Below are 21,531 nucleotides of genomic sequence, written 5' to 3' on the forward strand. Positions count from 1 at the left end.
TCGCTCCGCCTTGCTCCCTGGCGGCCTCGGGCTCCCTTCAAGTGAAGGCGTCCGGCATCGAATCCTTGCGCTTCTGGATATAGGCCAGCAGTGCCTCGTCGATATCAGGATCGAGCGGCGGCGCTTCGTAATGGTCGAGCCAGGAGCGGCAAAGCGCATTGGCGCGCTGCTCGACACGCTTCTGTCCCTCGATTTCCCACTGCTCGAAGGAATTGTTGTCGGCCAGCGCCGAGCGATAGAAGGCGCTCTGGAAATTCGCCTGCGTATGGGCGCAGCCGAGATAGTGGCTGCCGGGACCGACTTCGCGGATGGCATCCAGCGCCTGGCCGTTCTCCGAGAGATCGACGCCCTCGGCCATCTTCTGCATCATGCCGAGCTGGTCCTGGTCGATCATGAACTTCTCGTAGGAAGAAACGAGACCACCTTCCAGCCAGCCGGCCGCATGCAGCACGAAATTCGTGCCCGCCAGCAGCGTCATGTTCAAGGTATTGGCCGATTCATGCGCTGCCTGCGCATCCGGCACCTTCGAGGCGCAGAGCGAGCCGCCGGTACGGAACGGCAGGCCGAGACGGCGCGCGAGCTGGGCGGAGCCATAGGACACCAGCGACGGCTCCGGCGAGCCGAAAGTCGGGGCACCTGACTGCATGGAGATAGACGCCGCGAAGGTGCCGTAGAGCACGGGCGAACCCTTGCGGATCAACTGCGTGAACGAAGCGCCGGCAAGCACTTCGGCCAGGATCTGCGTCAGCGTACCCGCGACCGTCACAGGGCTCATGGCGCCCGAAAGGATGAAGGGGGAAACAACCGAAGCCTGGTTGTGCCGCGCATAGACCTTCAGCGCGCCGAGCATGGTCTCGTCGAAGACCATCGGCGAATTGGCGTTGATGAGGTTCAGCGTGACGCAGTTGTTCTCGACGAAATCGTCGCCGAAAACGATCTTCGCCATGGCGACCGTATCCTCGGCGCGCTCCGGCGCCGTCACCGAGCCCATGAACGGCTTGTCGGAATATTTGATATGGCTGTAGACCATATCGAGATGGCGCTTGTTAACCGGAATGTCGACCGGCTCGCAAACCGTGCCGCCGGACGAATGCATCGAGGGCGCCATATAGGCGAGCTTCACGAAATTACGGAAATCCTCGATCGTCGCATAACGGCGGTTGCCTTCGAGATCACGGACGAAAGGCGGCCCATAGACCGGCGCGAAGATCGTCGCCTTACCGCCGACATGGGCGTTGCGGGCGCTGTTGCGCGCATGCCAGGTGAATTCCTTCGGTGCCGTTTTCAGGAGTTCGCGGCAAAGCCCTTTCGGAAAGTGCACGCGCTGCCCGCGCACGTCGGCGCCGGCCTCCTTCCAGAGCGCCAGAGCTTCCGCGTCGTCGCGAAATTCGATGCCGATTTCCTCCAGAACCGTATCGGCATTGCGCTCGATGAGCTGCAGGCCCTCTTCATCAAGCACCTCGTAAACGCCGATCTTCCGGACGATGTAGGGAAGCGAAGGGCCAGGCCCACCGCCGCTGCGCGACGCGCGCCTTGCCGCGGCACCTCTGCCCTCCCCGCGCGAACGTCGTCCGCCGCCATCGCCGCCCGCAGCCGGTTGCTCGTTCATATCGTCCATGATGTTTCCTCGCTCCTGCGCATGAATGCGTCTATCCTCACACTATGCTAGCCGATTCCGTCGGCCGGACGTTCCTTAATGCGCCAGCAATTAGCATAGGACAGACATGGCCGCGACGATATCGCCTGATTTCCGTCCGTCGCGATTAATCCGCGCGACGTCGCTTTCGAAAAGAGTTTTGTCATCGTTGAGGTTTATCGGTTATTGAGGCAGTATTTTATACAAGCCTCTGATGCATTTGCACGAAAACGGGATGGAGCGCATGTCTGACGACGAAATCATTCTCTCGGAACTTTCGGACGAGGAACTCGTGCAGCAGATGCATGACGACCTGTATGACGGGTTGAAGGAGGAAATCGAGGAAGCGACTAATATCCTCCTCGCACGCGGCTGGACGCCCTATGATGTCCTGACGCAAGCGCTCGTGGAGGGCATGCGCATCGTCGGCATCGATTTCCGCGATGGCATTCTCTTCGTGCCTGAGGTGCTGCTATCAGCCAATGCGATGAAGGCCGGCATGTTTATCCTGCGGCCGCTGCTGGTGGAGACCGGTGCTCCGAAGCTCGGCAAGATGGTGATCGGCACCGTCAAGGGCGACATTCACGACATCGGCAAGAACCTCGTCGGCATGATGATGGAGGGCGCGGGCTTCGACGTCATCGACCTCGGGATCAACAATCCCGTCGAGAACTATCTCGACGCCATCGAGCGCGAACAGCCTGATATTCTCGGCATGTCGGCGCTGCTAACGACCACCATGCCCTACATGAAGGTCGTCATCGATACGCTTAAGGAAAAGGGCATGCGCGACGACTACGTCGTTCTCGTCGGCGGCGCGCCGCTGAACGAGGAGTTCGGCAAGGCTGTCGGCGCCGATGCCTATTGCCGCGATGCGGCCGTGGCGGTTGAGACCGCCAAGGACTTCATGAAGCGCAAGCACAATAGCCTGGCTGCACGAGCCTGATTGCAGCGGATTCCAAACTGGCGACAACCGAAAGGTTGTCGCCGACCCATTGGCATCCCAAATTGGTTATTGGGCAGCCTTCTTAACGGTATGACCGGCGTCTTCCGTCGCGTTGACGGCATTGGCCGTATCCCTGCCCACGCCGCGAATTGTATTGGCGCATGAAGCGAGTACCATAAGGACAGCGAGTGCGGCGGCGATTTTGCTGAATGTCGGTGCAGTCATGATTGGGAACCCCCTCTGAGTGGATATCGATCAACAAAAAGCGGAGACAAATCCTCCGCGGAATAAACGCATGACAACGCGAAAAGTTCATGTGATCGCGTGCGGCGCAATCGCGCGCGAGATACTGGCGGTCACCAGAATAAATCAGCTCGACCACATCGATCTGCACTGTCTTCCCGCGATCTATCACTCCTACCCTCAGAAGATCGCGCCCGCTTTGGAGGAGGCCATTGCGAATGCGCGCTCGCGGGGCTTCGAGAGGATCTTCATCGGCTATGCCGATTGCGGAACCGGCGGCATGATCGACAAGATCTGTGAGCGTGAGGGCATCGAGCGCCTTTCCGGCCCGCACTGCTACTCCTTCTTCAGCGGCAACGAAGCCTTTGCAGCCCGCGAGGATGACATCACATCGTTTTTCCTCACTGACTTTCTCGCCCGGCAGTTCGAGGCCTTCGTCGTCGTGCCGCTCGGCCTCGACCGGCATCCGGAACTGCGGGACATGTATTTCGGCAATTACCGCAAGGTCGTCTATCTCTCGCAGGAAGAAGATCCGACGCTGCAGGAAAAGGCAAAGGCGGCGGCCGCCTATCTCGGCTTGGACTACGAATACCGCTTCACCGCTTATGGCGATCTTGCCCGTGAATTGCTGACCGTCTGATTACGACATTCCACCCCGTATCCTTGCTTGCGGCCCACGTTGGACTCCGCCATGTTGCAACGCGTCGAAAGCGTTGAATCGCGGCGGAAAACCCGACTGTTCCGCAGGACGGTGACGTTTGCCGCTGGTTGCGGGATGTGCTTTCCGCGCCGCGTCGTTTTTTGGCATGGGCGGCGTCGTGGCGAGCGCAGTCTCCGGGTCGATGGACGTGCATTCTTGATTAAAGAGGAGAATTTTGCATGGCGGATCGCATTGTCGTCTATTGGCGGGACATTCCGGCTCAAGTGATCATCAAGAAGGGGCGGCAAACGGCAAAGCGCGAGCTCTCGCTGCGCTTCACCGAGGCGATCGACATGTGCGCGATGCGCACCGGCGCGGCCGAGACCGACGACTACTTGGCCGAATGGCGCAAGGCCGATCCCGTGCCTGTCTCCGACGATCTGGAAGCCGAGGCGGACAAGGCCGCAAGCGAACTCGAAGCGGCCTTTGACCGGGAGCGTCTGATTGCGCTGGTGAAGGCCGGAGGCCGCGACAATGGCTGACGCCATCCAGAAGCCGGGCAACGCGGCGCCCGGAGCGAAGGCCGCCAGCGGCGCCTATACGCCCGCCGGCGTCTCGCCCAACCGCCGCGCCCGCCGCAAATACACCGTCCGTCTCTGGGCCGTGCGCCATTCGCGCTTCCTCGAATGGTTCTACCATCGCTTCGCCGATGCTTTCCTCCTCCTTCATCCGCTCTGGAAGAAAATCGGCTATGAGCGCGTCGAACGGCCGATCACCTTCGTCGAGCGCAATGTGAAGGGCTTTCTGTTCGACTGTCGCATGTGCGGCCAGTGCGCGCTCTCGTCGACGGGCATGTCCTGCCCAATGAACTGTCCGAAGCAGCTGCGCAACGGCCCTTGCGGCGGGGTGCGCGCCAATGGCAATTGCGAGGTTGAGCCGGACATGCCCTGTGTCTGGGTGCAGGCCTGGAACGGTTCGCGAAACATGATCCAAGGCGATGCGATCCTGAAGGTGCAGAAACCGGTGAACCAGTCGCTGCGTGAAACCTCCTCCTGGCTGCGCGTCACGGCGGAAGCCGCCGCTGCCCGTGAAGCGGCCAAAAGGGAAGCCTGATCGATGGCGCATATCGATGAAAATCCGCTCGGCGTCCACCTGCCGCTCGATCCTCTGCCCGGCCATTCCTCGCTCGGGCGGCTGGAGCGGGTGCTCCGCCGCGGCGAATTCGCCGTCACCGCCGAATTGAACCCGCCCGACAGCTCCAACCCCGAAGACGTTTACGAACGTGCCGCGATCTTCTCCGGCTGGGTGGATGGCATCAACGCCGTCGATGCCTCCGGCGCCAATTGCCACATGTCGTCCGTCGGCATCTGCGCGCTGCTGACGCGCATGGGCTATGCGCCCATCATGCAGATCGCCTGCCGCGACAAGAACCGCATCGCCATCCAGGGCGATGTGCTGGGCGCTGCTGCCATGGGTGTCTGCAACATCATGTGCCTGACCGGCGACGGTGTGCAGGCGGGTGATCAACCGGGCGCCAAGCCGGTTTTCGATCTCGACTGCATGTCGCTGCTCGAAACCGTGCGCATCATGCGCGACAACGCGAAATTCCTCTCAGGGCGCAAGCTGACATCGCCGCCGAAGGTCTTTCTCGGCGCGGCCATCAATCCCTTCGCGCCGCCCCACGACTTCCGGCCCTATCGGCTGGCGAAGAAGATCGAGGCCGGCGCGCAATTCGTCCAGAGCCAATATTGCTACGACGTGCCGATGTTCCGGGAATACATGAAGAAGGTGCGCGACCTCGGCCTGAATGAGAAGTGCTTCATTCTCGTCGGCGTCGGGCCCCTCGCCTCCGCGAAAACCGCCCGCTGGATGCGCTCCAACGTGCCGGGCGTGCACATTCCCGATGCCGTCATCAAACGCATCGAAGGCGCGCAGGATCAGAAGAAGGAAGGCAAGCAGCTCTGCATCGACATCATCAACGAGGTGAAGGAGATCGAGGGCGTTTCCGGTGTCCATGTCATGGCCTACCGCCAGGAAGAATATGTCGCCGAGATGGTGCATGAATCCGGCGTCTTGAAGGGCCGTCAGCCATGGAAGCATGAGGCCAACCGCACCGACGCGCTCATCGCCGAGCGTCTGGAGCACATCCGTGGGGGCAAGGAAGAGAACCAGCAGGAAATGGCCGAAGCCGCCGCTCACCATCCGCCACCCAAGACGCATTGAAATCGAGCAGCGGGCGGAGGAGCCCGGCCGGCTTGTAACCCCCATCCCGGCACGATAGACCAGCTCTATCGGGCAACTGACCAGAGGATCAGACATGACGCGCACCATCGTTGCATCCGCCACTCGCGAAATCATCATCGGTTTCGACCAGCCCTTTTGCGTGATTGGCGAACGCATCAACCCGACGGGGCGCAAGAAGCTGGCCGCCGAGATGATCGAGGGCAATTTCGATACCGTTATCAAGGACGCGCTGGAACAGGTGGCCGCGGGCGCGACCATGCTCGACGTCAATGCCGGCGTCACCTCGGTCAACCCGAACGAGACAGAGCCGGGCCTCCTGGTGAAGACGCTTGAAATCGTCCAGGGCCTGGTCGACGTGCCGCTCTCGATCGACAGCTCGGTGACGGCCGCTATCGAAGCTGCGCTGAAGGTTGCCAAGGGCCGGCCGCTGGTCAATTCCGTGACCGGCGAAGAGGAAAAGCTCGAAGCCATTCTGCCGCTCATCAAGAAATACGACGTGCCGGTTGTTGCCATCTCCAACGACGAAACCGGCATTTCCATGGACCCGGATGTCCGCTTCGCCGTTGCCAAGAAGATCGTCCAACGCGCCATGGACTACGGCATCAAGCCCCATGACATCGTCGTCGATCCGCTCGTCATGCCGATCGGCGCTCTGGGCGATGCCGGCCGCCAGGTCTTCGCGCTGCTGCACCGCCTGCGCAACGAGCTGAAGGTCAACACCACCTGCGGCCTTTCCAATATCTCGTTCGGTCTTCCGCATCGCCATGGCATCAACGCCGGCTTTATCCCGATGGTGATCGGCGCCGGCATGACCTCGGCCATCATGAACCCCTGCCGCCCGCAGGAAATGGAGGCCGTGCGGGCCGCCAACGTGCTGAACGGCACCGACGCCAATTGCACCAACTGGATCATGACCTACCGCGACTACAAGCCGGCCGAAGGCGGAGCGAGCGCTCCGGCTTCTGCGGCCCCCTCGGCTGGCGGCGGCGGTCGACGTGGCGGGCGCGCGGCACGAGCCGGTGCCGGCGCGGCGAGGGAATAGCGATGACCTATCCGAGCCGAAAGCTTTCCGACGATCTCGCCACATTGTGGATCCAGGCGCCTATGGTGATTGGAATGCGCCTGTCGCAAATGTGGATGACAGCAATGACCGGCGGCGGCGTCAACATGACGGAATTCAACGAGATGGTCTCGGAAAAGATGATGGCGGCGGCCGAAAGCGCCGTTGCCACCAATATCGCCATGACCCAGCAGAATATTGCGGCAATGACAATGGGTAGCAGCACCCTATCGCATCGCGCCGTCGATGCGATCGCCCAGGCAGCGATCAAGCCCTACAGCAAGCGCATTCGTTCGAACATGCGCCGCCTTAGCAAACAGAAAGACTGATCCGTGGCCCAAGCCAGCGACAGCGCGAATCCTCTCGTGCTCTTCATGCCCTCCGGTAAGCGCGGCCACTTTCCGGTCGGGACTCCCGTGCTGGAAGCCGCACGGCAGCTCGGCGTCTATGTCGAGAGCGTCTGCGGCGGTCGCGCCACGTGCGGACGTTGCCAGGTGTCCGTGCAGGAAGGCAATTTCGCCAAGCACAAGATCGTCTCGGCCAACGACCATCTTTCGCCTATCGGCCCGAAGGAAAAGCGCTACGCGGAGGTCCGCGATCTGCCGGATGGACGCCGCCTCTCTTGCTCCGCACTGATCCAGGGCGATCTCGTCATCGATGTGCCGCAGGACACGGTGATCAATGCGCAGGTGGTACGCAAAGCCGTCGACGAGCGCGTCATCGCCCGCGATACCGCCGTGCATATGTGCTACGTCGAGGTCGAAGAACCAGACATGCACAAACCAACAGGCGATCTCGACCGGCTGAAGGCGGCATTGGCTGCTGATTGGAAATACGTCAATCTCGACGTGGATTTTCACATCATCCCGCAGGTGCAGTCGATCCTGCGCAAGGGGGAATGGAAAGTCACTGCCGCGATCCATCAGGATCATGCGGACGACCACCCTCGCCTGATCGCGCTTTACCCTGGCCTTAAGAACGAAGCCTATGGCATCGCCTGCGATATCGGCTCGACCACCATCGCCATGCATCTCTCCTCGCTGCTGTCGGGCCGGACGGTGGCATCTGCCGGCACCTCCAACCCGCAGATCCGCTTCGGCGAGGATCTGATGAGCCGCGTCTCCTATGTGATGATGAACCCGGATGGCCGGGGCGCCATGACCAATGCCGTGCGCGAGGCACTGAACGGGCTGATCGACAAGGTCTGCGCCGATGGCGGCGTGTCGCGCCAGGATATCCTCGATGCGGTCTTCGTCGGCAACCCCATCATGCATCACCTCTTCCTCGGCATCGACCCCACCGAGCTTGGCGGCGCACCCTTCGCGCTCGCCGTCTCAGGCGCGGTACACCTGAGGTCGGCCGAGATCGGCCTGCCGATGAATGCCGGCACGCGCGTCTACATGCTGCCGTGCATTGCCGGCCATGTCGGAGCCGACGCCGCTGCCGCCACCCTCGCTGAAGGGCCGCACCGTCAGGATGAGATGATGCTGCTGGTCGACATCGGCACCAATGCCGAAATCGTGCTCGGCAATCGTCAGCGCGTCGTCGCCGCCTCCTCGCCGACCGGCCCTGCCTTCGAAGGCGCCGAGATTTCCAGCGGCCAGCGCGCAGCACCAGGCGCCATCGAACGCGTTCGCATCGACCCCGTCACACTGGAACCGCGCTACCGCGTCATTGGCATCGAGCCTTGGTCGGACGAACCCGGTTTTGACGAAGGGGCCGCGACTATCGGCGTCACAGGCATCTGCGGCTCGGCGATCATCGAGGTGGTCGCCGAGATGTTCCTGACCGGTATCATTTCCGAGGACGGCGTGGTCGACGGCGGCATGACGGCGCGTTCTCCGCGTATCCTGCAGAACGGCCGCACCTATTCCTACCTGCTGCGCGATGGCGAACAGCGCATTACGGTGACGCAGAACGACGTCCGCGCCATCCAGCTTGCCAAGGCCGCCCTTTATGCCGGTGTCAAGCTGCTGATGGACAAGCAAGGTGTCGAGCATGTCGATCGCATCGGCCTTGCAGGCGCCTTCGGCACCTTCATCGATCCCAAATATGCCATGGTGCTCGGCCTCATCCCGGATTGCACCCTCGACAAGGTGAAGGCGGTCGGCAACGCGGCCGGCACCGGCGCGCGCATGGCACTGCTCAACCGCGGCCACCGCCGTGAAATCGAGGAAACTGTCAGCAAGATCGAGAAGATAGAGACGGCGCTTGAATCAAAATTTCAGGAGCATTTCGTCTATGCCATGGCACTGCCGAACAAGGTCGATGCCTTCCCGGAACTGTCCAAGGTCGTGACATTGCCGGAGCGCAAGCAGCTTTCCGACGGTGCCGGCGGTGAAGGCGGCGGCCGCAGACGGCGGCGCAGCCGCGAGTAACGCTCAACCGGTCGCGGCTCACGCGGCCATTTTTCGCCCGATCTCTATGAATGCCTGCCGGATGCTATCGGCCACGGCCTTCATCGGCCCCGTCATCTGCGATGCCGTCAGCAGACGAATGTCGAAGGAGGTGAGTTCCGGCAGCCCCTCATTTGGCCCGAGGATCTCCATATCCTCACCAATGTAGGACCGTGGGAACGGCGCGACCGCAAGATCGGAGACAATAGCGGCGCGCTGCGCCATCGTGTGGGCGCTGAGATAGGAGACGCGGTAAGGCCGCTTCTGCCGTTCCAGCTGCGCCAACGCTTCCGATCGCCAGATGCAACCGTCTTCCCAGATGGAGATTGGCAGCGGGTCGCGCCGATAGGCCGTGCCACACTTGGCGCCCGCCCAGACGAGACGCTCCGTATAGATCACCTCGCCTTCCGTCGGGAAAGGCCGCGTCGCGCAATTGATCAGCGCCAGATCCAGTCGCTGCTCCTCGATGCGCTTCTTCAGCTGGAGGCTCATATCCACGACGACATCCACCATGATGCCGGGATAGCTCTCCGAAAAGCTCTTCAGAATGGTCGGCAGCAGGCGCTCGCCGATATCATCAGGTGCGCCGAGCCGAACCACGCCGCTGAGCTCGGGCATGATGAAACGCGATACAGCTTCGTTCGACAAGGCCAGAATATTGCGCGCATAGGAGAGCAGCATCTCGCCATGCTGCGTCAGGCTGACCGAGCGCGCGTCGCGCAGGAACAGCGTCACGCCGAGCTGCTCTTCCAGCTTCTTGATTTGCATCGAAACAGCGGACGGCGTGCGGAAGACCGCATCGGCGGCGGTGGAGAAATTGCCGGTCTCGGCAATAGCCACAAAGGTGCGCAGAACCTCATTGTCAAGCAACGGTATGGGCCGGCGGAACGGTACGGTCATATCGGCAACCTTCAATTTTTCTGATCCTAAGCACCATATCATTTCATTTGTCTGATTGTCAACGAAGCACCATATTGGATGCAATGAGATTGATACAGACAGCCGCAAAGGAGCAAACACCATGGCTGGCACGGCACTCAACGAAGCCTCTCGCATCTTTACCCTTTTGCATATCCGAAAAATTCAACGGATGGCGCAGCATACGCTCGACGAGATTGCAGCGCGCTTTCCCGCTCACCTGATCGATGACGTCAATGCCCGCGGCCTACCCCCGGATCGGACGCTGTCTGCCCTCGAACGAAAGCCCGGCAAGGCACAATCGTTCAAGAATACTAATGGCAGCTATAAGATCTATTCGTTTGATTGATGAATAGGTCGGATCCATATTGTTGCTCAAGGATCGTGACTTTTTGAGCATCTGAAGCCGAAAGGAACCTGGAAATGACAACGATTAGCTATAGACATGTCGACAGAATGCAGAGCCCGTTCCCATCGGGTGGCAGCCACGTGCCCTTCTTCTCCCGGATCACAGATCGCTGGCAGCAGTGGCGTTCGCTACGCGAGCTTGAGTCCCTGTCCGATGACCTACGCAAGGACATGGGTTGGCCCGCCGCGAACGAAACCAACACTCCCAAGGCTATGCGATGATTGCAGATGATCGTAAAATCTGAAGGCGACACTCAACCCCAACGAGTGTCGCCTTTCGAACATTTGTGCATCTGAACGCGCATTCCAACTTAATCTTGATAATCAGCCCCATATATATTTGGTTGTTTCAGTAGATTGCTTGCCCTTCCTCATCTGCTTTCTTCACCGCGGCATTTTTTGTAGCAAACGCAAATATCCCTTTGCGGCCGCGATTATTCATGCCAATGTCGCTAATAGACCATCGAGCCGACGTATTTGACGCAAGGAATACGCAATGGTCCTGGAGCATGGATTTTCACGATATGAGCAAGACTCCGATTAAGACGCGTTCCCTGGTTTTCTTCCTCGTTCCGCATTTTACCATGCTGCCGTTTTCCGCCGCGGTAGAGACATTGCGTATCGCCAACCGCATGTTGGGCTACCCCGCCTATACATGGCGGCTCGCCTCCACCGACGGCCAGAAGGTCTATTCCTCCAGCGGCATCGGCCTCGAGGTCAACTCAGCGCTCGCCGACGAACGCCGCTATCTCGGCGGCGAAAACCGCCCGAACATGGTGCTGGTCTGTTCCGGCATCTATGTCGAGGAGTTCAACAACAAGTCGGTCAACGCCTGGCTGCGCGAGACCTACAATCGCGGCGTGGCTGTCGGCAGTCTCTGTACGGGGGCACATGTGCTTGCCCAGGCAGGCCTGCTGAATGGCAAGCGCTGCGCCATCCACTGGGAAAACCTCCCCGGCTTCTCCGAGACCTTCCCGCAGGCCGAAGTCTATGCCGATCTCTACGAGGTCGACAGCAATCTCTATACCTGTGCCGGCGGCACGGCTTCGCTCGACATGATGCTGAACCTGATCGGCCAGGATTTCGGCGAGAACCTCGTCAATCGCGTCTGCGAGCAGCAATTGACCGATCGCGTCCGCAGCCCGCATGACCGCCAGCGCCTGCCGCTGCGCGCGCGCCTCGGCGTACAGAACGCCAAGGTGCTGTCGATCATCGAACTGATGGAAAGCAACCTCGCCGAACCACTGTCATTGCTGGAAATCGCCGACGATGCCGGCCTGTCGCGCCGCCAGATCGAGCGTCTGTTCCGGCAGGAAATGGGCCGCTCGCCGGCCCGCTACTATCTCGAAATTCGGCTGGATCGCGCCCGGCACCTGCTCGTGCAATCGTCCATGCCTGTTGTCGAAGTGGCCGTCGCCTGCGGCTTCGTATCCGCCTCGCATTTCTCCAAGTGTTATCGGGAGCTCTACAACCGCTCTCCACAACAGGAGCGCGCGGAGCGCAAGCTGACCATGTCGACGAACCGCACCGGCATCGTCGTCTGAATATACGACATCAATCAGAAGCGATTATCGATGCAAGCGGCCTATTCGGCCGCTTCTTCCGTCATCTTGAAGTCGGAATAGACCTGATTGCGGCCGTTATGCTTGGCCATGTAGAGAAACTGGTCGGCGGCATTGAGATAGTTGTCGAAGGATTCGTAGCCGGCGATCTCAGCGACGCCGATCGATACGGTAACGGATAGTTCCTCATCATCCGCGTTGACCTTCAAGCCGGCGAGATCGATACGCACCTCGTCGCAAAGCATGGTCGCCGCGCGTGAATCCATTTCATTGAACAGAATGGCGAATTCCTCGCCGCCAAGGCGGGACAAAAGGCTAGTGGTGCCTTCGAACAGCGCGTGGAGCCGACGAGCGACAGCCTTCAGCACGAGATCGCCGATTTCGTGACCGTAAGTGTCGTTTAGCTTCTTGAAGTGGTCGATATCGAGAATGGCAACGGAACTCGGGCACTGCCGGCGCAGGCATTCATTCACCAGCCGCGGGGCGTGATCGTAAAAGTACCGCCTATTGTAAAGGCCTGTCAGATAGTCGCTCGCAGCCGCCGCCCGCAATTGCTTGAGCTGCGTCAGCGTCTCGACATTCAAAGCAATGCGACATTGCAGCTCTTCCGGAACGAAAGGGCGATAGATGAAGTCGCTGGCGCCGGCCTTGAGGAAGCTTGCCGACAACAAGCGGTCGTTTGAGGAAGAGATGCCGATGATCCGCATCCTATCGGATCCATAGCGATGGCGGATGCGGCGCGTCAGTTCATGGCCGTTCATGTCGGGCATGTTGTAATCGGTGATGACAACTTCGATATCGTCAAACTCTTCGAGCGCCGCTAGAGCCTCGACGCCTGTGCTGGCTTCGGTAACCCTGAATTGTTGTGCCTGCAGAAGGTCTATGAGCATCTGCCTGGCCGATGGCAGATCATCGACAACCAGTACGCGTGTCGTCCGATTGGTGATGGCGCGCCGAACGGCCGCGACGAGATTGTCGAGAGCGAACTCGCTGTCCTTCAAGACATAGTCGACGACACTGCGCTCCATGATGCGATTGCGCGTCGCCGTATCGAAAGATGCCGTAAAAACAATGCTCGGTATCTGATGTTTGACAGCGACGTCCAGCGCCTCGCCATAGGCAGCGTCGGGCAGGTTGAGATCAATCACCGCCATGGTGAAGCCCCGGTCGCCGTCCGCCAGCGCCTCGTTCAGCATTTTCAGCGAGGAACAATGCGTGACGGCAAGACCGAGCTCGGTTTCAAATCGATGCGACAGCACGGCGGAAAACATGCGCGAATCCTCGACCAGAAGTATCTTCTGGCTGCCATTGCGATAGCTGTTGCCATCGCTGAGGACTCCCACATGCAGTACCATTTCCCTTCAATTCCTCCCATGCCATTCGGCACATGAAATATTCAGTCAATCGCGCATCTACCAAAACCGCCTTTACACTCATCCTGAACAGGATTCGTGAAAAATTGGAACCTCAGATTGCAGACATTTGCATAAAAATGAATTTTCCTCACATTACGTCGACGCCGCCACGCCGGCCTTGTGGTATTTCATGCTGTTTCGCTGACACGCCGTGCCGATTGGATCTGAAGTAGCGTGTCGAGATTCTGGTTTACGCGGCAGTAAAACTCCTCGTCGATGAACGGCCGCAGAATGAAATCATTGCCGCCAGCCTTGAGGAAGCGTGCCGAAAGAAGCCGATTGGTTGATGATGAGACGCCGATGATGCGCAACTGGTGCGAACCGGTCGCCGCGCGAATACGCCGCGTCAGCTCGAAGCCATCCATGTCGGGCATGTTGTAATCCGTGACCATCAGGCCGATGTCACGATTGGCCTTCAGGATCTCCAACGCCTTCACGCCGCCTTCCGCGATACTGACGCGAAAATTGTAGCGTTTCAGCCGGCTGGACAACAGGGCTCGCGCCGTTGGACTATCATCGACGATCAGAACATGATGGCGCTGGTTGGTGAGAAAGCGGCAGATCGATTCGGCGAGCAAATCGACGGCAAAGACATTGTCCTTGAGGATATAGTCGACGACATTCTTGGCGATCAGCTCGTCGCGCATACCTTCGAGAAAGGTGCCGGTGAAAGCGATCGTCGGAATGGAGAGATCGAGCAGATAAGCCAGGGCCTCGCCCTTCTCGGCTCCCGGTAGGTTCATGTTTGAAATCGCCAACTGGATCGGCTCCGACGACTTGTCGTAAGCAAGCTGCAATTCCTCGAAATTGCGGCAGATTTCGACGTCGATGTCCAGAAGCTCTCTCAGCCTGGCGCGGATCATCGAAGTAAAGAGATTGGAATCCTCAACAAGAAGAATACGTGATCCAGCAAGCGACGCGCCGGAATATTGCATCCCCGAAACACCCAGAAATGACATAATAAAAACCTGCTTTTGAAATTGGCCCCTCTGTGATTGTTTCTAGAACAAAGCTTTTGAATATTTGTTAAGTCGACTGGTTTCCCAGAAATGAAGGAAACGGACGGATATCGACGAGCATTTAGCCGGACCGATAGGCGATATCCCAGTTTTCAAAAACTGGAATTGCAGCGTCATAAGCTTTGAAGTCTTTGACCGAGGCGGGTCTCTACTGCACTGAACGAGGGGCAAGCGAGTTGGGCCGCTTCGCATGGCGGCCGGCAAAGCGAACCCGCCGGCCCCAACCCATCCCCTTACTCAGCCGCCGTCTGGCCGCGGCGGCGGGCGGCGCTCTTTGCCTCCGGTACCTGCTCCTCGCGCTGAGAAACGACAGGTTCTGCAACATCCTCGCGTTCCACTTCAGGCCCATCCGCGGAATCGGTCAACTTGCTGCCGGCGGCATCCATCTGCCGGCTTCGCTTGCCATCGCGAACGATGTGCAATTCCTGGTGCGGATAGGGAATGGAGATTCCCTCCTCGCGAAAACGCCTCAGGATCTCGATGCGCAAAGCGTTGCGGATATCCATGCCGTCGGAAAGATCCGAAAGATAGAACCGCATCTCGAAATCAAGCGAGGACGGGCCGAAGCGCAGGAACTCCACATGCGGCTCCGGATTTCTCAACACCTTCGGGACACCGCGCACCAAGTCCAGCAGGATTTCCATCACCTTCTGCGGATCAGACTCGAAGCTGACGGATACCGGAATTTCCGAGCGCGCCAACCGGTTGCGGTGCGTCCAGTTGCCGACCGAGGCATTGATGAGCTCCGAATTCGGCACGATGATCGACTGCTTACGGAAGGTCTCGATCTCGGTAGCGCGCACCGAGATGCGCTTGACGATGCCTTCGGATGTGCCCGACACGATCCAGTCGCCGACCTTGAAAGGCCGCTCGACCAGGAGGATCAGGCCGGAGACGAAATTCGACACGATGTTCTGCAGGCCGAAACCGATGCCGACCGAAAGCGCGCTGGCAACGAGCGCCAGGCTGGACAGATCGATGCCCGCGGCCGAAATGGCGATGATCGCAGCCACGGCGACGCCAAGATAGCCAATACCGGTCCTCACGGAGTTGCGGACACCCAGATCCACCTGACCGCGCGCCATGACGTTGCTGTCGAGCCACCGCTGGAACCAGCGCGTGACCAGATAGCCGCCGGCAAACAAGAGGATGCCGGCGCAAATGCCGAGCAGCGATATCGAGATGTTGCCGATGCGGATCTCGGTGAACAGCCGATAGGCGATCAGTTCAAGATCCTGAATATGGAACCCCCAGGAGAGCAGGATCAGGGGAATGCCGGTCAAAAGTGCCACGGCATAGGTCGCAAGTCCGGCGATGAGGCCGCCTTGATCGAGCGCGACATCGCCAAGATTGAGCCGGTTTTCCAGAAGGCGCCCGACGATCGTCTCGGCGAAGACACCCTGCTTTGATACCGCCTTGCCGAGCTGGAAGCCGAGATACATGGTCGCGATGACGGCGCTTGTCACGATCATCTGCGTTGCCATGAAGCGGGCGAGACCGACATAGCCGATGAACGATATGAAGATCACCAATGCGCCGAGAGCGCGAAGGATGATCGCCATGCCGTGCGGCCAGCGCCGGCCGGGCGCATCGGGATCGCCGTTCTTGGCCAGCATCGGCGAGCCGAACGAGGCTGCAATCAGGATGAGGCCGATCAGCAGGGCGGCAAAGAAGCTTTTCACCACGGTTACGACGACGGGCGATCCCATGGACTCGCTGATGCGATCGAAGACATAATCCAGACCGTTGACCACGGCCATGGCCTGAAGGCACCAGGTCAGCGAGCGCGCGCCCTTGTTCGACAATTTGACGAGACGCCAATGCGGCCTGAACGGCGCAAAGACGGCATTGGTCAGCCGCCCGACGAAATAGACGAGGCCGATAAAACCGAAGAATGCCCCCAGTATGGGCGCGATATCCGGCCGCAGCACATTGAAGTTCGAGAGGAAGAAGAAGGATGTGACCAGAAACGCAACCAATGACAGCGTGCGGATCAAAGTCGACCAGAAGGCAACCGACAGGCGGCTGATATAGGGCGGGTTCTCGATAGCCTCGTCCTGCACATAGTAGCGGCGGAACAGCCGATAGCCGCCGACGAGGAAGATCAAGGCCGCGCCGATCGACAGGCAGACGGCGGCCAGGAATGAGGCAAACTTGGCCTTCAGGACGAAACCGATCCAGCTCGTCACCGCGTCACGGAATTCGACGCCCTCGTCGACGAGCGCCGATGCGGCATCCTGGAATGTCCCCGCGGAAACCTCCGTGCGCTTCAGCAATGTCTCGGTAAACAGCTTGCGCCGCATCTCCATGAGCTGCATCGAAAGCCGATTGGTCTCCGCGGTCAGATTGTCGGCGTCGAGACTTACGGCGCTGATCTGCTTGCGCTCGGCATTGAGGCGGTCTCGCTCCTGCGTGACGATCGCTGCCTCTGGCGGCTGCCCTTCCTTAGGCGCGGCGCCGAGCTGGGTCAGGCGCGCATCGATCTCGGCGGAACGGGGTTTCAACCTTCCCGAAATTGCCGCAACAGAGCGGCTGAGAACATCTACCTGGCCGGAAAGTGCCACCAGTGTTTCGTCGTCCGCCCCGGCCTGCTTGGCACTGTCTTGGATGGAGCCGTAGTCCTTCTTCGCCTTGTTAAGATCGGCAACGGCGGCATCCAGCAAACCATTGGCAAGCTGGGGCGACTGGTCGGCTTGCTGGGGCGACTGCTCGGCTGGCTGGGGCGCTTGCGACGGCTGCTGATCCTGCGCAAAGGCATCCCTACCCACCAGCGGAACGGCGGCCATGGCAAGGCTCAATCCCAGCAGCAAAAGAGGCAGAAGAAGCAGACGGAATTTCAGCGGGCGCAAGCAAAGCTCCTCGTCGCAAATAAAGTCATGGGCGACTCGACCAGAATCGCCATGGAGAATGAAGGACGGATTCGTCCTCTACTGTGATTGCAAATTTCATAGTCTCCACGCGTACGCCTTGTAAGACAAAGAAAGGCGACACAAAGGCATTCCACGCCTTATCCGGCCCGGACAGACCCAAGACCGAAGATCGCCGTCCTGACTTTCTCAAGGCTACACCCAAAGACAGGCCCGGAGATAGGCCGAAGAATGGTATGCGGTGTTTCGATCCCACCTTCCGGATCGCAGGTTGATCGGTGATGTTTCACGCCCACCGAGGGCTTCGACATATGACGATTATAGGGTTTGCGCATAGCACCGGTGCTCGATCCGGGGCGCGGCAAGACCAAGACGGGTCAGCTCTGGGCGTATGCTCGCGATGACAGGCCATGGCAGGGCATCGATCCGCCCGGTGTCGCATATGTCTATGCGCCGGATCACAAAGCCGAACGCCCGATGGCGCATCTCGAAGGCTTTATCGGTGTTCTCCAGGTGGACGGCTACAGCGGCTATCGCCCGTTGGCTGCCAAGAATACCGTGTCACTGGCTTTCTACTGGTCACATGTCCGTCAGCGCTTTTACGAACTGGCGGCCGCTGGTCCGGCACCCATTGCCACCGAGGCGCTCAGACGTATCGCCGAACTCTACAAGATCGAAGACGAGATACGTGGCCTTACGCAGGAAGAGCGCTGCGCCGCTCGTCAGGAAAAGAGCCGTCCGATCACCGATAGCCTCGCTCCTTGGCTACGTGAACAGCTTGGCCTCATCAGCCAGAAGACAAACCTTGCCGAGGCGATCCGGTACGCCCTGTCACGCTGGGATGGGTTGATCCGGTTCATCGACGACGGCCGGATCGAGATCGACTCAAACACCGTCGAGCGGTCAATCCGCCCAATTGCTCTCAATCGCGAAAATGCACTCTTTGCAGGTTCCGACGCCGGGGCGGGACATTGGGCGACGATCGCCTCGCTGATCGAAACCGCAAAACTCGATGGCGTCGAACCGCTTGCTTATCTCGCCGACGTCCCCACCAAAATCGTCAATGGACATTCAAACAGCCAGATAGAGGACCTTCTGCCATGGGCCTATGTCGTACCGCGCCAGACCAAGGCAGTCGCCTGGGAACGCCGCTTACGATGCTCCCCACGGGATAGGAGAAACGCGCTCTCAGATGCCAACCGGTCCGGCCCACGCGCATTCGAACGCAGGTATCGGCATAGAGAACCCCTTCAGTTGCAGTCGTGCGGTTTCCGTAAAGGTAGCGCTGCTGTAATGATTCCGGAACACACTCTCCGATACGAGAATCTGATCACTCGAGGCCGCCGAGCATAAGCGGGCAGCTAGCTGAACTGTCGTGCCAAAAAGATCGTTACTGTCCTCGACGGGTTCTCCGCAATCAATGCCGATCCGAATGTGTATAGGCTCGGCGTTGCCTCGGTTGTACCGGTGGAACCCCCGATGAATGGCGGTGGCGCAATCAACGGCCTGCGTAGTGGACACGAAGGACGCCATTATGCCGTCGCCAGTGTGTTTCACCTCGCTCCCGCTGTACTCCTTCAAGCACCTTCGGACTACGGAATCGTGTGCCCTGACCAGTTCCGTGCCCATGCGGTCGCCGAGGCGGGCGGTCATTTCCGTCGAGCCCACTATATCCGTGAACATGATCGCTCGGTGGGCGCAGTCTTCATTTTGTGATTTCCCCGCAAGAGGTTCGGGATCCTGGATCCGGCCAAGAAAAGCCTCCACGGCGGAAAGAGCTACCTCGACAACCTCGCCCGCTACATGGCCGTGCGCTACGCGATGGACGCACTGGGCGGTTTCTTTGTCTGGTGCTTCTATCAGGCAAAACGCAGTGCCGCGCTGATGGTCGAACCAGTAGGTCAGGAACTTCACTCCATACTCATCCTGGACTTCGAGATCCTTCCGATGTGCCTCGGCAACGTCTGCGGCGCTATATCCTTTGAGATCATGACGATCCATGAATATGCCCATCGTCTTCCCCTTCCCCGGTCTCCAAGAAGTGTATGCCCGATCGGAATTTTGGGCAATCGATCGATTCCCTTTCGGTTTGAGTGAATTGTGCTCGCCTTCTCTTCGTTGCTCCGGTCGCGATGACGTCCCGTTCCTGTGAAGACCTCGAACCGCAGCACGGGCTCCTCTTCCTTTGTTTCAAGCGTAAGCTCCGAAATCGTCATATGTCCAAGCCCCCGGTAGGCCTGGAACATCAACGATCAGAACGTGATCCGGTAGGTGGGGTCAGAACACCGCATAGGAAGAATGCAGCCGGCAATGGGGATGGCCCTGCTCCTACCTTTCCGGAGAATGAGGATGAAGGCTGCGACGCCGACCACAGTTGCGATCATGCCGATCAGCGTGTCCTAAGACAGCGACATTTATTCCGGGAGGACGAAGCGGCCGATCTGTTGGCGAAAAGTCTGAAAAGTCGGCTAGACCGCCTTGCATTGCGGATGGAAGCGCTCCGCCATAGTCTCCGCGGCCGCATAAGCCTGCGTGACGATTTCAGGCACGAGATCGATGTCCGGAAGGCTACCGAGCCCTAGCGGCCCAATCGCAAAAAGTCCGTCCGTCGTCCGTCCATCGACGGCAAGCGCGCCCGTTGCTTCAACGGCAAGGCCGAGGCCAAGTTCGTCCGGCACGGCAAGGCCGGCATCGACCAGTTTCCGCAGCAGCGGCGCATCGAGATCGGGCGCCTGGCACCGACAGTCGATCACCTCATCCGCATAGAGCTGTTCGACCTCCTGCTGTCCGGCGGGCCGCAGTGTCAATCCGGTCGGCGTCCGGCGGATAAAGTGACCTCGTCGCAGCAAGGTGTTGCCTTCTGCCAGTTCCTGTTTCAGGCGAACATGCAATGCCTCGGGCAATCGATTGCGGTGGCTGTCATAGAGCGCCCGCAGATGGCGATTGAACCGCTGCTTCTGACCGGCAGGCAACGCTCGCCAGAGCGACCGCGCATGCTTGCGCAGGCCGTTCATGACGGATTGCCAGCTCTGGCCGTTCGCCTCCGCATCTTCGCAAGCCTTGCGGATGAAACGAATGATTTCGCTCAGCTGATTGGGCATCCTGTCGGCGGGGAAGACGGGCTCGGCATTGTTGCGCGTATGGCTCTGGGGCAGGAAACCCCGCCTGGAAACGATGGTGATCTGACCCGCATAGCCGCTGTCGCGCATCTGCAGCAACCTGTCGACGACGCGCAAGCCGCTGCCGAGCAGCACCGTATGCGGCCGCGACACCAGGCGGCGAGCACGGACTGCCGTTGGGATATTCACGGGTTCACCGCTTTGCGATTCCTGGTCGGCAATGCCATAGCCAGTCGCCAGCACGACCATATCGAACGGTGCGTTGGCGGCGCCCTCGCTTTCCACCAGAAAGCAGCTGCCGCGCAGGCGGCGAAGGCCTGTGACCGCCTCGCCGCTGACCTGAACCGTCACGTCTCGCCGCGACGCAAAGGCTTCGGAAAAGCGCTGATAGACATAATCGCTGAAAATGCTCTTCGGAACGAAGATCTGCTGAAAACCCGGTATGGCGGCCGAGACGGCGCTGCGGAAGGGCGCATTGCCGCACAGCCATTCATTGAAGTCGTCAGGATCTCCGGCAGAAACGGAAAGGTCGCGAACGCGGCTGTTGAGGATTTCGCTGCTGTGCCCGGACGCCAGAGCCTGCCCGCCGCTGACGCTGGAATTCGGATCGAAAAGCTGCAGGTGGAAAGGGGTGCGCACCGTCTTCATCAGGGCGATCGCGATCATCATGCCCGAGAAGCCGCGGCCGATAACGGCGATACGGGGCATCGCGTAAGCCTGGGCCGCCGCATTTGCCTTGGCGGAAAAAAATCCCTGAACCGTCATATCAACTCCTGGGGCGAGAGGTGGTCGATCATGCCTTTCTCGGGCTTGCTCACTTTACGGCCTGCGAAACACAAAACTCTGATTTATGATGTTTGGCGGCCAGAGCGCTGCGGCTCATGGAACGCATGAAAGCCGCATTGGTTCTCAAAATTCAGCACATCGTCTTCAATCAGGAATACCATTCCCTCACGAAGCAAGATGCGACAGGCAGGCTCGAACCCGGATTCAAGAACCGGACACCTGCAACTGGCTACGCACACGGCTGCCCGTCAAAATAGTCAGGCAACGGAATT

The 21,531-nt window shown here is 59.6% G+C and carries 18 protein-coding genes and 1 pseudogene; 11 read left to right on the top strand and 8 right to left on the bottom strand.

Annotated elements, in window-relative coordinates; translation table 11 throughout:
* Window positions 1-37: 37 nt before the first annotated feature.
* Window positions 38-1,618 carry a trimethylamine methyltransferase family protein gene (locus tag JTP94_RS23520; protein ID WP_204852836.1) on the bottom strand — a complete coding sequence of 527 codons (1,581 nt, stop codon included), beginning with the start codon at window positions 1,616-1,618 and terminating at the stop codon, window positions 38-40.
* Window positions 1,619-1,880: 262 nt separating this feature from the next.
* Between JTP94_RS23520 and JTP94_RS23525 the strand changes: the two genes are divergently transcribed.
* Window positions 1,881-2,582 (top strand): corrinoid protein, encoded by a 702-nt coding sequence (locus JTP94_RS23525; RefSeq protein ID WP_034505521.1) that lies wholly within the window; start codon window positions 1,881-1,883, stop codon window positions 2,580-2,582.
* 66 nt (window positions 2,583-2,648) lie between these two features.
* Here the strand turns inward: JTP94_RS23525 and JTP94_RS23530 are convergent, their stop codons facing one another.
* Complete coding sequence (locus JTP94_RS23530) at window positions 2,649-2,807, bottom strand: entericidin A/B family lipoprotein (RefSeq protein WP_037202590.1); 159 nt, start codon at window positions 2,805-2,807, stop codon at window positions 2,649-2,651.
* A gap of 70 nt (window positions 2,808-2,877) precedes the next feature.
* Here JTP94_RS23530 and JTP94_RS23535 point away from each other — a divergent pair, with 70 nt between their 5' ends.
* The 7 genes from JTP94_RS23535 (at window position 2,878) to JTP94_RS23565 (ending at window position 9,147) form a co-directional block, all read left to right on the top strand.
* Window positions 2,878-3,465, top strand: coding sequence for a DUF1638 domain-containing protein (locus JTP94_RS23535; protein WP_204852837.1), 588 nt, complete (start codon window positions 2,878-2,880; stop codon window positions 3,463-3,465).
* 239 nt (window positions 3,466-3,704) lie between these two features.
* On the top strand, window positions 3,705-4,007 hold the full coding sequence (locus tag JTP94_RS23540) for a virulence factor (protein WP_037202594.1): 303 nt from the start codon (window positions 3,705-3,707) through the stop codon (window positions 4,005-4,007).
* Window positions 4,000-4,578: a methylenetetrahydrofolate reductase C-terminal domain-containing protein gene (locus JTP94_RS23545; protein ID WP_204852838.1), complete on the top strand. Its 579-nt coding sequence runs from the start codon at window positions 4,000-4,002 to the stop codon at window positions 4,576-4,578. The genes JTP94_RS23540 and JTP94_RS23545 overlap by 8 nt, the downstream gene beginning before the upstream one ends.
* Before the next feature lie 3 nt (window positions 4,579-4,581).
* On the top strand, window positions 4,582-5,688 hold the full coding sequence (locus tag JTP94_RS23550) for a methylenetetrahydrofolate reductase (protein WP_204852839.1): 1,107 nt from the start codon (window positions 4,582-4,584) through the stop codon (window positions 5,686-5,688).
* Between the two features lie 94 nt (window positions 5,689-5,782).
* Entirely contained in the window at window positions 5,783-6,751 is a 969-nt protein-coding gene (locus JTP94_RS23555) for a methyltetrahydrofolate cobalamin methyltransferase (protein ID WP_204852840.1), read from the top strand.
* A 2-nt stretch (window positions 6,752-6,753) separates the two neighbouring features.
* Window positions 6,754-7,098 carry a hypothetical protein gene (locus tag JTP94_RS23560; RefSeq protein WP_204852841.1) on the top strand — a complete coding sequence of 115 codons (345 nt, stop codon included), beginning with the start codon at window positions 6,754-6,756 and terminating at the stop codon, window positions 7,096-7,098.
* A gap of 45 nt (window positions 7,099-7,143) precedes the next feature.
* Window positions 7,144-9,147, top strand: a complete 2,004-nt coding sequence (locus JTP94_RS23565) for an ASKHA domain-containing protein (RefSeq protein ID WP_204853085.1) — start codon at window positions 7,144-7,146, stop codon at window positions 9,145-9,147.
* 18 nt (window positions 9,148-9,165) lie between these two features.
* Here JTP94_RS23565 and JTP94_RS23570 read toward each other — a convergent pair whose 3' ends face one another.
* A complete protein-coding gene (locus tag JTP94_RS23570; RefSeq protein ID WP_173410923.1) occupies window positions 9,166-10,107 on the bottom strand; it encodes a LysR family transcriptional regulator in 942 nt (313 codons plus the stop codon).
* Window positions 10,108-10,186: 79 nt separating this feature from the next.
* Between JTP94_RS23570 and JTP94_RS23575 the strand changes: the two genes are divergently transcribed.
* Together JTP94_RS23575 and JTP94_RS23580 are read left to right on the top strand one after the other, a co-directional pair.
* Window positions 10,187-10,432, top strand: a complete 246-nt coding sequence (locus JTP94_RS23575; RefSeq protein ID WP_204852842.1) for a hypothetical protein — start codon at window positions 10,187-10,189, stop codon at window positions 10,430-10,432.
* A 583-nt stretch (window positions 10,433-11,015) separates the two neighbouring features.
* Complete coding sequence (locus tag JTP94_RS23580) at window positions 11,016-12,035, top strand: GlxA family transcriptional regulator (RefSeq protein ID WP_348641761.1); 1,020 nt, start codon at window positions 11,016-11,018, stop codon at window positions 12,033-12,035.
* A 41-nt stretch (window positions 12,036-12,076) separates the two neighbouring features.
* Here JTP94_RS23580 and JTP94_RS23585 read toward each other — a convergent pair whose 3' ends face one another.
* From JTP94_RS23585 to JTP94_RS23595, 3 genes are all read right to left on the bottom strand, one after another.
* The gene (locus tag JTP94_RS23585) at window positions 12,077-13,408 is read right to left on the bottom strand and encodes a diguanylate cyclase (protein ID WP_204852843.1); all 1,332 of its coding nucleotides are present in this window, start codon (window positions 13,406-13,408) and stop codon (window positions 12,077-12,079) included.
* A gap of 188 nt (window positions 13,409-13,596) precedes the next feature.
* A complete protein-coding gene (locus JTP94_RS23590) occupies window positions 13,597-14,427 on the bottom strand; it encodes a response regulator (protein ID WP_204852844.1) in 831 nt (276 codons plus the stop codon).
* Window positions 14,428-14,720: 293 nt separating this feature from the next.
* Window positions 14,721-17,336, bottom strand: a complete 2,616-nt coding sequence (locus tag JTP94_RS23595) for a mechanosensitive ion channel family protein (protein ID WP_204852845.1) — start codon at window positions 17,334-17,336, stop codon at window positions 14,721-14,723.
* A 354-nt stretch (window positions 17,337-17,690) separates the two neighbouring features.
* Between JTP94_RS23595 and tnpC the strand changes: the two are divergent.
* Window positions 17,691-18,494, top strand: a pseudogene (gene tnpC, locus JTP94_RS23600) (IS66 family transposase); the annotation flags it as partial.
* Between the two features lie 48 nt (window positions 18,495-18,542).
* Here the strand turns inward: tnpC and JTP94_RS23605 are convergent.
* Together JTP94_RS23605 and JTP94_RS23610 are read right to left on the bottom strand one after the other, a co-directional pair.
* Complete coding sequence (locus JTP94_RS23605) at window positions 18,543-19,367, bottom strand: nickel-binding protein (protein WP_204852846.1); 825 nt, start codon at window positions 19,365-19,367, stop codon at window positions 18,543-18,545.
* 455 nt (window positions 19,368-19,822) lie between these two features.
* Window positions 19,823-21,238: an FAD/NAD(P)-binding protein gene (locus tag JTP94_RS23610; protein WP_204852847.1), complete on the bottom strand. Its 1,416-nt coding sequence runs from the start codon at window positions 21,236-21,238 to the stop codon at window positions 19,823-19,825.
* Window positions 21,239-21,531: the final 293 nt, after the last annotated feature.

The sequence above is a fragment of the Martinezella lusitana genome, assembly GCF_016901135.1.
Classification (GTDB): Bacteria; Pseudomonadota; Alphaproteobacteria; order Rhizobiales; family Rhizobiaceae; genus Rhizobium; species Rhizobium lusitanum_D.

Bases quoted from the DNA above. Each gene is read 5' to 3' on its own strand.
- JTP94_RS23520 (WP_204852836.1), bottom strand. From the start codon at position 1,618: ATGGACGATATGAACGAGCAACCGGCTGCGGGCGGCGATGGCGGCGGA.
- JTP94_RS23590 (WP_204852844.1), bottom strand. From the start codon at position 14,427: ATGTCATTTCTGGGTGTTTCGGGGATGCAATATTCCGGCGCGTCGCTT.
- JTP94_RS23570 (WP_173410923.1), bottom strand. From the start codon at position 10,107: ATGATATGGTGCTTAGGATCAGAAAAATTGAAGGTTGCCGATATGACC.
- JTP94_RS23580 (WP_348641761.1), top strand. From the start codon at position 11,016: ATGAGCAAGACTCCGATTAAGACGCGTTCCCTGGTTTTCTTCCTCGTT.
- JTP94_RS23535 (WP_204852837.1), top strand. From the start codon at position 2,878: ATGACAACGCGAAAAGTTCATGTGATCGCGTGCGGCGCAATCGCGCGC.
- JTP94_RS23605 (WP_204852846.1), bottom strand. From the start codon at position 19,367: ATGGGCATATTCATGGATCGTCATGATCTCAAAGGATATAGCGCCGCA.
- JTP94_RS23545 (WP_204852838.1), top strand. From the start codon at position 4,000: ATGGCTGACGCCATCCAGAAGCCGGGCAACGCGGCGCCCGGAGCGAAG.
- JTP94_RS23585 (WP_204852843.1), bottom strand. From the start codon at position 13,408: ATGGTACTGCATGTGGGAGTCCTCAGCGATGGCAACAGCTATCGCAAT.
- JTP94_RS23540 (WP_037202594.1), top strand. From the start codon at position 3,705: ATGGCGGATCGCATTGTCGTCTATTGGCGGGACATTCCGGCTCAAGTG.
- JTP94_RS23575 (WP_204852842.1), top strand. From the start codon at position 10,187: ATGGCTGGCACGGCACTCAACGAAGCCTCTCGCATCTTTACCCTTTTG.
- JTP94_RS23565 (WP_204853085.1), top strand. From the start codon at position 7,144: ATGCCCTCCGGTAAGCGCGGCCACTTTCCGGTCGGGACTCCCGTGCTG.
- JTP94_RS23560 (WP_204852841.1), top strand. From the start codon at position 6,754: ATGACCTATCCGAGCCGAAAGCTTTCCGACGATCTCGCCACATTGTGG.
- JTP94_RS23555 (WP_204852840.1), top strand. From the start codon at position 5,783: ATGACGCGCACCATCGTTGCATCCGCCACTCGCGAAATCATCATCGGT.
- JTP94_RS23610 (WP_204852847.1), bottom strand. From the start codon at position 21,238: ATGACGGTTCAGGGATTTTTTTCCGCCAAGGCAAATGCGGCGGCCCAG.
- JTP94_RS23530 (WP_037202590.1), bottom strand. From the start codon at position 2,807: ATGACTGCACCGACATTCAGCAAAATCGCCGCCGCACTCGCTGTCCTT.
- JTP94_RS23550 (WP_204852839.1), top strand. From the start codon at position 4,582: ATGGCGCATATCGATGAAAATCCGCTCGGCGTCCACCTGCCGCTCGAT.
- JTP94_RS23525 (WP_034505521.1), top strand. From the start codon at position 1,881: ATGTCTGACGACGAAATCATTCTCTCGGAACTTTCGGACGAGGAACTC.